Here is a 15,352-nt window from a genome sequence, read left to right on the forward strand (position 1 = left end):
GAGAAACATGGCTCACATTTATCGTCCAAAACATCACGTTCGCTTTGTGACGGCGTCTAGTTTATTTGATGGGCACGATGCAGCCATTAACATTATGCGTCGCATTTTACAAGCAAGCGGAGCGGAGGTCATTCATCTCGGCCATAACCGCTCCGTTGAGGAAATTGTGAACGCCGCCATTCAAGAAGATGTACAAGGAATTGCGGTATCTTCATATCAAGGCGGCCATATGGAGTTTTTTAAATATATGTACGACTTATTACAACAGCGTGGCGCAGGGCATATTCGCATTTACGGCGGTGGCGGTGGCGTCATTATTCCAAGGGAAATAAAAGAGTTGCACGAATACGGCATCGCCCGCATTTTCTCACCAGAAGACGGGCGTCGCTATGGATTGCAAGGAATGATTAACATCATGATGGAAGAATGTGATTTTCCGACCGTCAAGGAAATTACCGATGAAGTAGAGCGATTAGCGAACGGGGACGTTCAAGCGGTGGCGCGCTTAATTACCGTATGCGAAAATCGCGTCAATACTCATAGCGAAGTTGCCGCTACAACGGAAGCGGTTTTGCAACAAGTGAAAGCGATGGCGAAACGCGTACCAGTTATCGGAATTACCGGAACCGGTGGTGCGGGAAAAAGTTCGCTTACTGATGAGCTTGTGCGTCGTTTTTTAAACGAAATTCCCGAGAAAAAAGTGGCGATTTTATCGGTTGACCCGACGAAGCAAAAAACGGGCGGTGCGTTGCTTGGGGATCGCATTCGTATGAACGCCATTTCTTCTCCGCGCGTATATATGCGCAGCTTAGCAACGCGTAGTTCACGTTCGGAATTGTCGCTTGCCATTCAAGACGCGATTGAAGTCGTGAAAGCAGCGGGTTTTGACTTAGTGATTGTGGAAACGAGCGGCATCGGACAAGGGGATGCAGCAATTAAAGATATTTGCGATATTGCGATGTACGTCATGACGAGCGAATTTGGCGCCCCATCTCAGCTTGAAAAAATTGATATGATCGACTATGCCGATCTCATCGTCATTAATAAATTTGAGCGCAAAGGGTCAGAAGATGCGAAGCGTCAAGTACAGAAGCAATATCAGCGAAGCCACCAATTATTTGATCGCGACGTAAGCGAAATGCCTGTATTCGGCACGATCGCAAGCCAATTTAACGATCCGGGAACAAATACGTTATTTGTCGCATTAGTCGACTTAATTAATGAGCGAATGGGCACGAATTGGACGACGACGTTGCAAAAAGTCGATCATGTTGAAAAACAAAACGTCATTATCCCGAACGAACGCCGCCATTATTTGCGTGAAATTGCCGATACGATCCGTCAATATCATAAGCGCGTCAATGAACAATGTGAAATTGCTCGCCGCGTATTTCAGCTCGAAGGCGCTATCGAAACGATGAATGAGCGCTATCATGAACAAGCATTATCAGCCTTGCAAGAGGCCAAGCGATCATATGAAGAAAAATTAACGCCAGAGTCAAGAAAACTATTAGCTTCATGGGAAGATGTCAAAAAGAAATATGCCGCTAAAGAGTTTGTGACGAAAGTGCGCGATAAAGAAATCGTCACCCCGCTCACAACGAAAAGTTTAGCAGGTTTAGATATTCCAAAAGTCGCGTTACCAAAGTTTAAAGATTACGGAGAAATTTTACGATGGCTTTATAAGGAAAATGTGCCAGGTGTATTCCCGTTTACAGCAGGTGTGTTCCCGTTTAAACGACAAGAGGAAGATCCGAAGCGGCAATTTGCAGGAGAAGGTACGCCAGAGCGAACGAATCGGCGCTTCCATTACTTATGCAAAGACGATCCGGCGAAACGGTTAAGCACCGCCTTCGACTCTGTGACGTTATATGGAGAAGACCCGAATGAACGTCCAGACATTTTCGGGAAAATTGGCGAAAGCGGCGTAAGCGTTTGTACGTTAGACGATATGAAAAAGCTATACAAAGGATTTGATTTATGCGACCCACTTACATCCGTATCGATGACAATTAACGGTCCTGCGCCGATCATTTTAGCGATGTTTATGAATACGGCGATCGATCAACAAGTAGAGAAAAAAGAAGCAGAGCTTGGGCGAAAGTTGACGAAAGAAGAATATGAGCAAGTGAAAGCGCAAACGTTACAGACGGTACGCGGAACAGTTCAAGCGGATATTTTAAAAGAGGATCAAGGACAAAATACGTGCATCTTCTCAACGGAATTTGCGTTGCGTATGATGGGGGACATTCAACAATATTTCATTGACAATCGCGTTCGTAACTATTATTCTGTGTCGATTTCAGGCTACCACATTGCCGAAGCAGGCGCAAACCCGATTACGCAATTGGCATTTACGCTAGCAAACGGTTTTACGTACGTGGAATATTATTTAAGCCGAGGCATGCATATTGATGATTTTGCGCCAAACTTATCATTTTTCTTCAGCAACGGTCTCGATCCAGAATATACTGTCATCGGTCGCGTAGCCCGACGCATTTGGGCGGTTGCGATGCGTGAAAAATACGGGGCAAATGAACGAAGTCAAAAGTTGAAATATCATGTCCAAACATCAGGACGTTCGCTTCACGCGCAAGAAATTGACTTTAACGACATTCGTACAACACTACAGGCGCTTATGGCGCTTCATGATAACTGTAACTCATTGCATACGAACGCCTACGATGAGGCGATCACAACACCGACCGAAGAGTCTGTTCGTCGCGCGATGGCGATTCAGCTCATCATTACAAAAGAGCATGGATTAACGAAAAACGAAAATCCGCTACAAGGTTCATTTATTATCGAAGAATTAACCGACTTAGTGGAAGAGGCGGTATTAAAAGAGTTTGAGCGCCTTGATGAGCGCGGTGGCGTACTTGGCGCGATGGAAATGCAATATCAACGCGGTAAAATCCAAGATGAATCGATGTATTATGAAATGAAAAAACATAGCGGAGAACTGCCGATCATCGGGGTAAACACATATTTAAACCCGAACGCAGCGGTTGAAGAAGAAATTGAAAGCCTACAGCTTGCACGCGCATCATACGAAGAAAAGCAATTACAACTTGAAAACTTACGCAAATTCCATGAAGAACATAAAGACGAAGTGGAAGCGGCGCTCGCTCGTTTAAAACATGTCGCAGTAAGCGGTGGCAACATTTTTGCTGAGTTGATGGAAACAGTCAAAGTAGCAAGCTTAGGACAAATTACGAAAGCGTTGTATGAAGTCGGTGGACAATATCGCCGCAATATGTAATGTCGGGGGATGTCCCGACATTTTTTTTGGGCAACCGTCTAGCATAAAGTAAATGAATTTGTTTATAATGAATGGTATGGATTTTTGTTGTTTTCATACGTTGGAGAAAGGGAGTGCGGAAAGTGAGTTTGGAGCAATACTCTCAAGAACAATTGCGAGAGATGTCTTTCGTCGAACTTGCGTATTTGCTATTGTGTGAGAAAAAACAGACGGTGTCATTTCAAGAGATGGTCGAGCAACTCGTCGCGATGAAAGGGCTATCTGAAAGTGAAGTAAGCGCACGACTAGCGCAGTTTTATACAGATTTAAACGTCGACGGCCGGTTTATTTGTGTTGGGGAAACGGCTTGGGGCTTACGCTCGTGGTATCCGTATGATCAAACAGAAGACGAAGCGGTGCCTGTAGAACGCGTGAAGAAGAAGAAAAAAGTGGCGGATGACTTTGATGACTTTGATGACATGGTCGATGAGGACGAATTAGTATATGACGATTTAGATGAGGAATTATTGGACGACGAAGAATTGTTAGACGACGATTTTGAATTAGATGAAGACGAAGAAGTGATTGACGACTTATTAGACGAAGAACTAGATTTAGATGATGAACCGATTGATGAAGAGCTAGATGTCGTCGATGAAGAATTAGAGTTAGAAGAAGATGAGGAATTATAACCTTGACTTTTTACCTCGATATATGTAGAATTCTGTTTGGGCTCTTTTCATAGAGATACGTTCGCTCCCTTACATATTTGTAAGCGGAGCGTTTTTATTTTTCCCCGAATTCGCACACACTGTAACTATTCCAAATGAATCGAGGGGGAAGGTCATGACAAAATATATTTTTGTAACAGGTGGCGTCGTATCATCGCTTGGGAAAGGAATTACGGCTGCTTCACTTGGTCGCTTACTAAAAAATCGCGGCTTGAAAGTGACCATTCAAAAATTTGATCCGTACATTAACGTTGACCCAGGAACGATGAGTCCGTATCAACATGGAGAAGTGTTTGTCACAGATGACGGGGCAGAAACGGACTTAGATTTAGGTCATTACGAGCGCTTTATTGACATTAATTTAAACAAATACAGCAACGTCACAACAGGAAAAATTTATTCCACCGTATTGAAAAAAGAACGTCGCGGCGATTATTTAGGAGGAACGGTACAAGTCATTCCGCACATTACGAACGAAATTAAAGAGCGTGTGTTTAGGGCAGGACGTGAGACGAATGCGGATGTTGTTATTACTGAAATCGGTGGAACGGTTGGCGACATTGAATCTCTTCCGTTTTTAGAGGCCATTCGTCAAATTAAAAGCGATGTCGGTCGCGACAATGTGATGTACATTCATTGTACACTTGTGCCGTATATTAAAGCGGCAGGTGAAATGAAAACGAAACCGACGCAACATAGCGTCAAAGAATTGCGCAGCTTAGGCATTCAGCCAAACGTCATCGTCGTGCGCACAGAAATGCCGATGTCTCAAGATATGAAAGATAAAATTGCTTTGTTCTGCGACATCGATCCGAAAGCGGTTATTGAAGCGCGCGATGCCGATACGCTATACGCTGTACCGCTTATGCTTCAAGAACAAAAATTAGATCAAATTGTTTGTGAACATTTAAAACTAAACTGCAACGAACCGGATATGACAGAGTGGGTTGCGCTTGTTGAAAAAGTGCGCAACTTATCAAACAAAACGACGATTGCGCTCGTTGGAAAATATGTTGAACTACAAGATGCGTATATTTCTGTCGTCGAAGCGTTACGTCATGCAGGATATGCCTTTGATGCTGACATCGATATTCGTTGGATTAACTCCGAGCATGTCGATCGAAACAACGTCGCTCAGTTGCTTCAAGGGGTAAACGGTATTCTCGTTCCGGGCGGATTCGGCGACCGAGGTATTGAAGGGAAAATTGAGGCGATTCGCTATGCGCGTGAACAACGCATCCCATTCCTTGGCATTTGTTTAGGCATGCAACTGGCGTCTGTCGAGTTCGCTCGTCATGTCGTCGGCTTAAAAGGTGCGCATTCAGCGGAAATCGATCCAAGCACACCGCATCCAATTATTGACTTATTGCCAGAACAAAAGGACATTGAAGATTTAGGTGGAACGCTTCGCCTCGGCTTATATCCGTGCAAGCTTGTGGAAGGAACGAAAGCGTACGACGCATATCAAGATGAGGTCATTTATGAACGTCATCGCCATCGTTATGAGTTTAACAATGAGTACCGTACGATGATGGAGGAAAATGGTTTCGTCTTTTCAGGTACAAGCCCAGATGGCCGTCTTGTCGAAATTATCGAGTTGAAAGATCACCCATGGTTCGTTGCGGCGCAGTTTCATCCAGAATTTACATCTCGTCCGACGCGTCCACAGCCGCTTTTCCGCGAATTTATTCGCGCATCGTTGCAAAAATAAAGGAGGATGTCCGATATGGGCATCCTCTTACTCGTATTCTGTGACAATTTCTTGCGTCATGAGCGCTAAACTATGATAAGCGAATAAAGCGGCAATCGCAGAAGGAAAACCAACGCGTGTACCATCTTCTGTTGGAACGAGCGACTGTTTTAAACATAAATCAATATGCACGTCGACGTAATCAACAAGTGTTTGTGTCGTTTCTTCTATGATGGATGACATACCGATCGTCCATATGTTTTGTTCTTGAAGTTGTTTAGCGATGCGAATCGCTTCTTCATTTGTACAAAAGCGTGAAACGATGAGCACGCGATCAGCGGTTGTTACTTCGTTTATATCTAGCCGTTTTACGTTTGGTAGCTTTTCAGCTCCATAAAGCGCCTCCGCAACAACTGCTTCCATTTCATCGATGCCGTAAATAAAAATCGTTCCGTTACTAATGACTGCTTGTGCAAGTAAGCGGGCAGCATCTTCAAACTGCTCCTCTTCTTGTGCGCTTATTCGTTGAAACACTCCAGCAAGCTGTGTCGATAATATTTTTAACATGGTGAATCCCCTTTTCATGCGACGTTGTCTATGGTGTTCATTATATTAAAAAATAAAAAAATGATCAAAATTCGAACATGAAGCAGGATAAATGGTAAAAATTTCGAAATAATGATACGATAATAAAAATAGGAGCTTTACATATGAAAAAAGAGAAAATAGAGGTGTTGATATGGCGGGGAAGATTTTAATTGTGGACGACCAGTTTGGCATTCGTATTTTATTAAACGAAGTGTTTCAAAAAGAAGGATACGAAACGTATCAGGCAGCCAATGGTGTTCAGGCACTTGATTTATTTGCGCAACATTCTCCAGACTTAGTGTTGTTAGATATGAAAATCCCAGGCATGGATGGGGTTGAAATTTTAAAGAAAATGAAAGAGATGAATGAAAATGTTAAAGTTATCGTCATGACGGCCTACGGTGAACTAGATATGATTCATGAGACGAAAAAGCTCGGTGCGCTGACTCATTTTGCGAAACCTTTTGACATAGACGATATGCGTGATGCAGTGAAAAAATATATCGGTTAACCATTGACAGTTTTTTGAACTTTTTTCACAAAGTTTCGTCCGTTTCAGTGAATAATGTTGATGTGTGGAAACAAAGTTTGTTATTCTTATAATGTACATACTATTCGATGTCGTCTTGTATAAATTTGTCGTATTTTGGTCATTGTACATGTGAAAGGCGCTTTCGGATAGTGAACAATGGCTACATTTAAGGAGGATTTAACGATGCCTTTAGTTTCAATGACGGAAATGCTTAAGCAAGCATTGGCGGGTAAGTATGCGGTCGGTCAATTCAATATTAACAACTTAGAATGGACACAAGCGATTTTAGCGGCGGCAGAAGAAGAGAAATCTCCTGTCATTCTTGGTGTGTCTGAAGGAGCAGCTCGCTACATGGGCGGCTTTAAAACTGTCGTGAACATGGTGAAAGGGTTAATGGAAGACATGAACATTACTGTTCCTGTCGCTATTCACCTTGATCACGGTTCAAGCTTTGAAAAATGTAAAGCAGCGATCGACGCTGGATTTACATCAGTCATGATCGATGCATCGCATCATCCGTTTGAAGAAAACGTTGAAATTACATCAGAAGTTGTCGAGTACGCTCATGCACGTGGCGTATCGGTTGAAGCGGAGCTCGGGACTGTTGGTGGACAAGAAGATGATGTGGTGGCAGAAGGGATCATTTATGCAAATCCAGATGAGTGTGAAGAGCTTGTGGAGCGCACAGGCATTGACTGTTTAGCGCCAGCGCTCGGTTCTGTACACGGTCCATACAAAGGAGAACCGAAATTAGGTTTTAAAGAGATGGAAGAAATTCGCGATCGTACAGGCGTACCGCTCGTATTACACGGTGGCACAGGTATTCCGACAGAACAAATTCAACGTGCTATTTCGCTCGGTACATCAAAAATTAACGTCAATACAGAAAACCAAATGGCGTTTACAAAAGTGGTGCGCGAAGTATTAGCAAAAGATGAAAAAGTGTACGATCCGCGCAAATTCCTCGGCCCTGGCCGCGATGCGATTAAAGAAACAGTGATTGGCAAAATGCGCGAATTCGGTTCTTCCGGCAAAGCGTTGTAAGGCAAGCCGCACCGTTTCAGCCTTGCTGAAGCGGGCGGTTTTGTTTCATTCCAATTTTGAAAGCGTTTAGGAGGTTGAAAATTATGAAATTTTTTATTGATACAGCGAACATTGATGAAATTCGCCACGCCCATGAACTTGGCATTTTAGCGGGAGTAACGACAAACCCGAGCCTCGTCGCAAAAGAAAACGTATCGTTCCACGATCGTCTTCGTGAAATTACTTCTCTCGTTTCAGGCTCCGTTAGCGCTGAGGTGATTGCAACAGATGCAGAAGGAATGATTGCAGAAGGAGAAGAGTTAGCGAAAATCGCGCCAAACATTACAATTAAAGTGCCGATGACGCCAGAAGGACTCAAAGCGGTTAAAGTATTTAGCGAAAAAGGTATTAAAACAAACGTGACCCTTGTCTTTAGTGCCAACCAAGCGTTATTAGCGGCACGCGCCGGTGCGACGTACGTATCGCCGTTTTTAGGCCGTTTAGACGATATCGGTCATAACGGTTTAGACTTAATTGAAACGATCGCTAACATTTTTGCGATTCACGACATCGACACAGAGATTATCGCTGCGTCCATTCGTCATCCACAACATGTGACCGAAGCGGCATTAAAAGGAGCGCACATTGCGACCGTTCCTTACAATGTACTTATGCAACTATTTAAACATCCGTTAACAGACCAAGGCATCGAAAAGTTTTTAGCAGACTGGAACAAAGCAAATCAAAAATAATAAAGCAGTTTTCCGTCGCATTTTATGACTTGCTTTGCGAGAAGGGAGACGTATATGGAAAAGTTAAAAATCGTTGGCGGTGACCTCCTTCAAGGTTCCGTGCGCATTAGTGGAGCGAAAAATAGCGCCGTCGCGCTCATTCCAGCCGCTATTTTAGCAAACTCACCTGTAGTCATTGAAGGATTGCCGAACATTTCAGATGTTCATGTGCTCGGACAATTAATCGAAGAAATTGGCGGTGCTTTTCATTTCGATGAAAACGAAGTCGTCATCGATCCGTCACATATCGTTTCTATGCCTTTGCCGAACGGAAAAGTAAAAAAATTACGCGCTTCCTATTACTTGATGGGTGCGATGCTTGGACGTTTTAAAAAAGCGGTCATCGGTCTTCCCGGTGGTTGCCATTTAGGGCCGCGCCCAATTGACCAGCACATCAAGGGCTTTGAGGCGCTTGGGGCGAAAGTGACAAACGAACAAGGTGCCATTTATTTACGGGCGGAAGAGCTTCGCGGGGCACGCATTTATTTGGACGTCGTTAGCGTGGGGGCGACAATTAACATTATGTTAGCTGCCGTCTTGGCGAAAGGGAGAACGATTATTGAAAATGCGGCAAAAGAGCCAGAAATTATTGACGTTGCGACGCTATTGACAAACATGGGTGCGCGCATTAAAGGGGCAGGAACAGACGTCATTCGTATTGACGGCGTGGAACAGTTGCACGGTTGCCGCCATTCCATTATTCCGGATCGCATTGAAGCGGGAACGTATATGATTATCGGTGCGGCTATGGGGAAAGAAATGATTATTGACAACGTCATTCCGCAACATTTAGAAGCTGTCATTGCGAAAATGCGCGAGATGGGCGTTGTTGTCGAAACGAGCGATGACCAAATTTTTGTTGCGACGAAAGAACATCTTCGTGCTGTCGATATTAAAACGCTCGTTTACCCTGGTTTTCCGACCGATTTACAACAGCCATTCACTTCACTATTAACGAAAGCGTCTGGGACGAGCATTGTGACAGATACAATTTATAGCGCCCGATTTAAACATATCGATGAGTTGCGGCGCATGAATGCGAACGTAAAAGTCGAAGGGCGTTCAGCGATCATTACAGGTCCATCCCGACTGCAAGGAGCGAAAGTGCGTGCGACCGATTTGCGTGCAGGAGCTGCACTTGTGGTCGCGGGATTAATGGCCGAAGGGGTTACAGAAATTACAGGGTTGGAACATATTGACCGTGGCTATAGCAACTTAGTTGACAAACTTGCTAATCTTGGCGCAACGATTTGGCGCGAACAAATGACCGAGCAAGAAATCGAACAACTAAAGAACACATAATGCAACAAAGGGGAGAGGGAGAAACGATGGAAAGAAGTTTATCGATGGAGCTTGTCCGTGTAACAGAAGCCGCAGCACTAGCTGCAGCGCGCTGGATGGGGCGCGGTAAAAAAGATGAAGCGGATGAGGCGGCCACGTCTGCGATGCGCGATGTATTCGATACAGTCCCGATGAAAGGAACGGTTGTCATCGGTGAAGGGGAAATGGATGAAGCACCGATGTTATACATTGGGGAAAAGCTTGGCAACGGTTACGGCCCGCGCGTCGATGTCGCAGTCGATCCGCTTGAGGGAACAAACATTGTCGCCTCTGGTGGCTGGAATGCGTTAGCGGTCGTCGCTGTGGCGGATCATGGTAACTTGCTTCATGCGCCAGATATGTACATGGATAAAATTGCTGTTGGTCCGGAAGCGGTCGGCATGATTGACATTAACGCTCCCATTATCGATAATTTAAAAGCTGTCGCCAAAGCAAAAAATAAAGATGTGGAAGACGTTGTAGCGATCGTTTTGAACCGTCCGCGCCATGAGCACATCATTGCCGAGTTGCGCGAAGCGGGGGCGCGCATTAAGCTTATTAATGACGGCGACGTTGCGGCGGCGATCAATACAGCGTTCGATCATACAGGGGTAGACATTTTGTTCGGTTCAGGCGGTGCACCAGAAGGGGTATTAGCCGCTGTTGCGCTCAAATGTCTCGGTGGAGAAATACAAGGAAAACTGTTGCCGCAAAACGATGCTGAAGTAGAACGATGCAAGAGCATGGGCTTAGATATAAACCGTGTGTTGCGCATGGAGGACCTCGTCAAAGGAGATGACGCTATTTTTGCCGCAACGGGTGTAACGGACGGAGAATTGCTGCGGGGGGTACAATTTAAAGGGGCATATGGCGAAACACACTCCGTTGTTATGCGGGCGAAGTCAGGAACCGTTCGTTTCATTGAAGGACGCCATAGCTTGAAGAAAAAGCCGAACCTTGTTATGAAGTGATCGCGAGATGCGCGAACTTTTTGCGCTCTCGCTCTTTTTCTATTGATTGACAATATGAAAAAAGGGTAAAATAGTCGTGTTACGTCCCTTCTCATCATCTTTTCATCTTCGCTTTTTCCATCCAAAGAGAAATTCATCAAAATAAATAAAAGAGTGGTGTAAGTATGGAGCTAGGAGATTTAACGATTGCAACACTAGAAAATATGACAATTAAAGAGCTATATGAGTTAGCTCGCCAATACAAAATTTCATATTACAGCAAACTAACAAAAAAAGAATTAATTTTTGCGATTTTAAAAGCGCGCGCCGAGCAAGACGGCCTCTTTTTTATGGAAGGCGTGCTTGAAATTATTCAATCAGAAGGATTCGGCTTTTTGCGTCCGATTAACTATTCCCCGAGTTCGGAAGATATTTATATTTCCGCATCGCAAATTCGTCGTTTTGATTTGCGCAACGGTGATAAAGTTTCAGGAAAAGTGCGGCCGCCAAAAGAAAACGAACGATATTTCGGCTTATTGCACGTCGAGGCTGTAAACGGTGAAGACCCAGAAATCGCGAAAGAACGCGTCCATTTCCCAGCGCTCACACCGCTTTACCCAAGCCGTCAAATGAAGCTGGAAACGACGCCAGACAAGCTATCTACCCGCCTCATCGACTTGATTGCTCCGATCGGATTCGGTCAGCGCGGCTTAATTGTCGCACCGCCAAAAGCAGGAAAAACGATGTTATTAAAAGAAATCGCTAACAGCATCACAACGAATCACCCTGATGTTGAACTGATTGTCTTGCTCATTGATGAACGCCCAGAGGAAGTGACGGACATTGAACGTTCTGTATCAGCCGATGTCGTCAGTTCCACGTTTGATGAAGTGCCAGAAAACCATATTAAAGTGGCGGAGCTTGTGCTCGAACGGGCGATGCGTCTTGTCGAACATAAGCGTGACGTCGTCATTTTAATGGATAGTATTACGCGTTTAGCGCGCGCATACAACTTAGTCATTCCGCCGAGCGGGCGTACGCTTTCGGGAGGAATTGACCCAGCGGCATTCCATCGTCCGAAGCGGTTTTTCGGGGCGGCGCGCAACATTGAAGAAGGGGGCAGTTTAACGATTTTAGCTACCGCTCTTGTCGACACAGGTTCGCGCATGGATGACGTCATTTACGAGGAATTTAAAGGAACAGGAAATATGGAGCTTCATCTTGATCGCTCATTAGCGGAAAAACGGATTTTCCCTGCCATTGACATTCGTCGTTCAGGTACACGAAAAGAAGAATTGTTAATTCCGAGAGAACATTTAGAAAAATTGTGGACCATTCGCAAGACGATGTCGGATACGCCAGACTTTATTGAGCGTTTTATTCACCGACTAAAGCAAACGAAAACGAATGAAGAGTTTTTTGCGATGTTAGACGAAGAGTGGAAAGCAGCCGGAAATTTAAAGCGGTTATAAATGGATAGTTGCAAAACAACGGAACGGTTGTTATAATTTTATCATGTGTGTTTTTCATTGCATATAAACTCTGTTTCGAAAAGATTCAGGGCGGAAGGAGATGAAATGAGATGAAAGCAGGAATCCATCCAAACTATAAAAAAGTGATGGTTAAATGTGCGTGTGGAAACGAGTTTGAGAGCGGTTCTGTTAAAGACGAAGTGCGCGTAGAAATTTGCTCAGCGTGCCATCCATTCTACACAGGACGTCAAAAATTCGCTTCTGCTGCAGGACGTGTTGATAAATTTAACAAAAAATACGGCCTTAAGTAATCCGTATGTCATGAAAACAGGCAAGCGAACATTTTTCACTTGCCTGTTTTTTTCGTGAAAGCTTGAAAGAAAGGGGACGCCCTCATGTATGTTATGAAGCAATCCGGCTGGCTTGAAGTCATTTGCGGCAGCATGTTTTCGGGAAAATCAGAGGAGCTCATTCGTCGTGTACGCCGCGCGCAGTTTGCGAAGCAAGAAGTGAAAGTGTTTAAGCCAGCGATTGATAATCGATATAGCGAAGAAGCAGTCGTTTCCCATAACGGAACGTCTGTTATTGCCATTCCGGTGTCATGTGCATTAGACATTCGCAAGCATATTACTGCGCATACGGACGTTGTGGCAATTGATGAAGTGCAATTTTTTGATGAGCATGTCGTTGACGTCGTGCAACAGCTTGCTGATGAAGGATATCGCGTCATTGTAGCTGGATTGGACCAAGACTTTCGTGGTGAGCCGTTCGGTCCTGTTCCAACGTTAATGTCCATCGCCGAATCGGTAACAAAACTACAAGCTGTTTGTACTGTCTGCGGTTCCCCAGCATCGCGCACGCAGCGGCTCATTGACGGACGTCCTGCATCTTATTATGATCCTGTCATTTTAATCGGTGCGAGCGAATCGTACGAACCACGTTGCCGCCATCATCATGAAGTGCCTGATCATCCTGCGAAAAAGAAAACAAGTACAGAAACGGCGACTCGTCCATAAGGGCGAGTTTTTTCGTATGATCGTTTATGATATAATGAAAAGTCGAGGTGAGAAAAATGTTCGATCGTTTACAGGCAGTAGAAGCCCGTTATGAAAAATTAAATGAACTATTAATGGATCCAGATGTGTTAAATGATCCGAAAAAGTTGCGTGATTACTCAAAAGAGCAATCCGATTTAGCTGAGACTGTCCAAACGTATCGTGAATATAAAACGGTGCGTGAGCAGCTTGCGGATGCGAAAGCAATGCTTGAAGAAAAGCTCGATCCAGATATGCGCGAAATGGTGAAAGAAGAAATTAGCGAACTAGAAGAGCGTGAAGAGCAGCTTGTTGAAAAGCTAAAAGTATTGTTGCTTCCGAAAGATCCGAACGACGATAAAAACGTCATTATGGAAATTCGCGGAGCGGCAGGCGGAGAGGAAGCGGCACTTTTTGCAGGAGACTTATACCGTATGTACACGCGCTATGCGGAGTCGCAAGGATGGAAAACAGAAGTGATTGAAGCTCATCCGACAGGACTTGGTGGCTATAAAGAAATCATCTTTATGATTCAAGGAAAAGGGGCATATTCAAAATTAAAATTTGAAAACGGTGCCCATCGCGTTCAACGCGTGCCAGAGACGGAATCAGGCGGACGCATTCATACGTCGACGGCGACAGTTGCGTGCTTGCCAGAGATGGAAGAAATCGAAATTGAAATTAACGAAAAAGATATTCGCGTTGATACGTTTGCTTCAAGCGGTCCGGGTGGACAAAGCGTCAATACGACGATGTCAGCGGTTCGTTTGACGCACATCCCAACAGGAATCGTCGTATCGTGCCAAGACGAAAAATCACAAATTAAAAATAAAGAAAAAGCGATGAAAGTATTGCGTGCGCGCATTTACGATAAATACCAACAAGAAGCGCGCGCCGAGTACGACCAAACGCGCAAACAAGCAGTCGGAACAGGCGATCGTTCTGAACGTATTCGCACGTACAACTTCCCGCAAAATCGCGTCACCGATCATCGCATTGGTTTAACGATTCAAAAACTTGATCAAGTGTTAGAAGGAAAGTTAGATGAAATTATTGATGCGCTCATTTTAGACGATCAATCGAAAAAATTGGAGCAAGCGAACAATGAGCAGTAAAATATATGAAGTCCTTCAATGGGCTTCTTCTTTTTTCCGAGAGCACGGCAAAGAAGAAACGGCTGCAGAATGGTTGTTGCGCCACCACTTACAAATGACGCGCGCGCAACTATTTGCCTCGTTGCGTGATCCAATGGATGAAGCAAGCAAGCAAACATTTATCTCCGATGTAAAAAAACATGCGCTTGAACATATACCGATTCAATATTTAATCGGGTATGAACAGTTTTACGGACGAACGTTTATCGTCAACGAACACGTATTAATTCCGCGCCCGGAAACAGAAGAGCTCGTTTCTCACGTGCTTGCCCGCACAACCGAAAAAGCGCTTTCCGTCGTTGATGTCGGAACAGGTAGCGGAGCGATTGCGATTACGTTATCGTTAGAACGGCCAACGTGGCATGTGTATGGCATTGATATTGCCGCTTCGTCGCTGGAAGTGGCGGCGCGAAATGCCAATCAGCTTGGTGCTTGCGTTCATTGGCTCGAAGGGGATTTACTGCAACCGATCATCGACCGTGGCATACAAGTGGATGTTGTCGTTTCTAATCCGCCGTACATCCCAGCGTCTGACGTTCCAGCGCTATCGCCCGTCGTACAAAAAGAACCGCTTCGTGCGCTTGTCGGTGGCGAAGACGGCTTGTTGTTTTATCGTCGCTTGATGGAACAATTGCCACATGTAGTTACCTCGCAAGCACTTATTGCATTTGAAATCGGGCACGGACAAGGGCAGGCGGTACAAACGATGTTACAACAAACATTTCCTTCCGCGCATGTTGACGTCCTTTTTGACATAAACAGCAAGGAGCGCATCGTCATCGCCGATCTCGCTTCCGAGTAACATCGGAAGCTTTTTTATATTTTT

General features: G+C 44.7%; 14 protein-coding genes. 13 read left to right on the top strand and 1 reads right to left on the bottom strand.

The window, feature by feature from the left end; translation table 11 throughout:
• The first annotated feature begins 7 nt into the window (after positions 1–7).
• From icmF to BO219_RS08075, 3 genes are all read left to right on the top strand, one after another.
• Entirely contained in the window at positions 8–3,262 is a 3,255-nt protein-coding gene (icmF, locus tag BO219_RS08065) for a fused isobutyryl-CoA mutase/GTPase IcmF (RefSeq protein ID WP_077429155.1), read from the top strand.
• Positions 3,263–3,333: 71 nt separating this feature from the next.
• Positions 3,334–3,933 (top strand): DNA-directed RNA polymerase subunit delta, encoded by a 600-nt coding sequence (gene rpoE, locus BO219_RS08070; RefSeq protein ID WP_077429156.1) that lies wholly within the window; start codon positions 3,334–3,336, stop codon positions 3,931–3,933.
• Between the two features lie 154 nt (positions 3,934–4,087).
• Positions 4,088–5,683 carry a CTP synthase gene (locus BO219_RS08075; RefSeq protein WP_077429157.1) on the top strand — a complete coding sequence of 532 codons (1,596 nt, stop codon included), beginning with the start codon at positions 4,088–4,090 and terminating at the stop codon, positions 5,681–5,683.
• 27 nt (positions 5,684–5,710) lie between these two features.
• Here the strand turns inward: BO219_RS08075 and BO219_RS08080 are convergent, their stop codons facing one another.
• Positions 5,711–6,229, bottom strand: coding sequence for a DUF2529 domain-containing protein (locus tag BO219_RS08080; protein WP_077429158.1), 519 nt, complete (start codon positions 6,227–6,229; stop codon positions 5,711–5,713).
• Between the two features lie 172 nt (positions 6,230–6,401).
• Between BO219_RS08080 and BO219_RS08085 the strand changes: the two genes are divergently transcribed.
• From BO219_RS08085 to prmC, 10 genes are all read left to right on the top strand, one after another.
• Complete coding sequence (locus BO219_RS08085; RefSeq protein ID WP_006320988.1) at positions 6,402–6,761, top strand: response regulator; 360 nt, start codon at positions 6,402–6,404, stop codon at positions 6,759–6,761.
• A gap of 204 nt (positions 6,762–6,965) precedes the next feature.
• Entirely contained in the window at positions 6,966–7,826 is an 861-nt protein-coding gene (locus tag BO219_RS08090; RefSeq protein WP_077429159.1) for a class II fructose-bisphosphate aldolase, read from the top strand.
• An 83-nt stretch (positions 7,827–7,909) separates the two neighbouring features.
• Positions 7,910–8,557 carry a fructose-6-phosphate aldolase gene (gene fsa / locus BO219_RS08095; RefSeq protein ID WP_035020152.1) on the top strand — a complete coding sequence of 216 codons (648 nt, stop codon included), beginning with the start codon at positions 7,910–7,912 and terminating at the stop codon, positions 8,555–8,557.
• A gap of 54 nt (positions 8,558–8,611) precedes the next feature.
• Entirely contained in the window at positions 8,612–9,898 is a 1,287-nt protein-coding gene (locus BO219_RS08100; RefSeq protein ID WP_077429160.1) for a UDP-N-acetylglucosamine 1-carboxyvinyltransferase, read from the top strand.
• A 26-nt stretch (positions 9,899–9,924) separates the two neighbouring features.
• Positions 9,925–10,887, top strand: coding sequence for a class II fructose-bisphosphatase (gene glpX, locus BO219_RS08105; protein WP_077429161.1), 963 nt, complete (start codon positions 9,925–9,927; stop codon positions 10,885–10,887).
• 164 nt (positions 10,888–11,051) lie between these two features.
• Positions 11,052–12,338 (top strand): transcription termination factor Rho, encoded by a 1,287-nt coding sequence (gene rho, locus BO219_RS08110; protein ID WP_077429162.1) that lies wholly within the window; start codon positions 11,052–11,054, stop codon positions 12,336–12,338.
• A 110-nt stretch (positions 12,339–12,448) separates the two neighbouring features.
• On the top strand, positions 12,449–12,649 hold the full coding sequence (gene rpmE / locus BO219_RS08115) for a 50S ribosomal protein L31 (RefSeq protein ID WP_003397039.1): 201 nt from the start codon (positions 12,449–12,451) through the stop codon (positions 12,647–12,649).
• An 84-nt stretch (positions 12,650–12,733) separates the two neighbouring features.
• Positions 12,734–13,354 (top strand): thymidine kinase, encoded by a 621-nt coding sequence (locus tag BO219_RS08120; RefSeq protein WP_077429163.1) that lies wholly within the window; start codon positions 12,734–12,736, stop codon positions 13,352–13,354.
• Between the two features lie 56 nt (positions 13,355–13,410).
• Positions 13,411–14,487: a peptide chain release factor 1 gene (gene prfA, locus BO219_RS08125; RefSeq protein ID WP_003397036.1), complete on the top strand. Its 1,077-nt coding sequence runs from the start codon at positions 13,411–13,413 to the stop codon at positions 14,485–14,487.
• Complete coding sequence (prmC, locus tag BO219_RS08130) at positions 14,477–15,328, top strand: peptide chain release factor N(5)-glutamine methyltransferase (protein WP_077429164.1); 852 nt, start codon at positions 14,477–14,479, stop codon at positions 15,326–15,328. Before prfA ends, prmC begins: the two co-directional genes overlap by 11 nt.
• Positions 15,329–15,352: the final 24 nt, after the last annotated feature.

This window comes from Anoxybacillus kestanbolensis, from assembly GCF_001996285.1.
Classification (GTDB): Bacteria; Bacillota; Bacilli; order Bacillales; family Anoxybacillaceae; genus Anoxybacillus; species Anoxybacillus kestanbolensis_A.

Excerpts from the sequence above, each read along its gene's own strand:
- icmF (WP_077429155.1), top strand. The coding sequence starts at position 8 with ATGGCTCACATTTATCGTCCAAAACATCACGTTCGCTTTGTGACGGCG.
- rpoE (WP_077429156.1), top strand. The coding sequence starts at position 3,334 with ATGGTATGGATTTTTGTTGTTTTCATACGTTGGAGAAAGGGAGTGCGG.
- BO219_RS08075 (WP_077429157.1), top strand. The coding sequence starts at position 4,088 with ATGACAAAATATATTTTTGTAACAGGTGGCGTCGTATCATCGCTTGGG.
- BO219_RS08080 (WP_077429158.1), bottom strand. The coding sequence starts at position 6,229 with ATGTTAAAAATATTATCGACACAGCTTGCTGGAGTGTTTCAACGAATA.
- BO219_RS08085 (WP_006320988.1), top strand. The coding sequence starts at position 6,402 with ATGGCGGGGAAGATTTTAATTGTGGACGACCAGTTTGGCATTCGTATT.
- BO219_RS08090 (WP_077429159.1), top strand. The coding sequence starts at position 6,966 with ATGCCTTTAGTTTCAATGACGGAAATGCTTAAGCAAGCATTGGCGGGT.
- fsa (WP_035020152.1), top strand. The coding sequence starts at position 7,910 with ATGAAATTTTTTATTGATACAGCGAACATTGATGAAATTCGCCACGCC.
- BO219_RS08100 (WP_077429160.1), top strand. The coding sequence starts at position 8,612 with ATGGAAAAGTTAAAAATCGTTGGCGGTGACCTCCTTCAAGGTTCCGTG.
- glpX (WP_077429161.1), top strand. The coding sequence starts at position 9,925 with ATGGAAAGAAGTTTATCGATGGAGCTTGTCCGTGTAACAGAAGCCGCA.
- rho (WP_077429162.1), top strand. The coding sequence starts at position 11,052 with ATGGAGCTAGGAGATTTAACGATTGCAACACTAGAAAATATGACAATT.
- rpmE (WP_003397039.1), top strand. The coding sequence starts at position 12,449 with ATGAAAGCAGGAATCCATCCAAACTATAAAAAAGTGATGGTTAAATGT.
- BO219_RS08120 (WP_077429163.1), top strand. The coding sequence starts at position 12,734 with ATGTATGTTATGAAGCAATCCGGCTGGCTTGAAGTCATTTGCGGCAGC.
- prfA (WP_003397036.1), top strand. The coding sequence starts at position 13,411 with ATGTTCGATCGTTTACAGGCAGTAGAAGCCCGTTATGAAAAATTAAAT.
- prmC (WP_077429164.1), top strand. The coding sequence starts at position 14,477 with ATGAGCAGTAAAATATATGAAGTCCTTCAATGGGCTTCTTCTTTTTTC.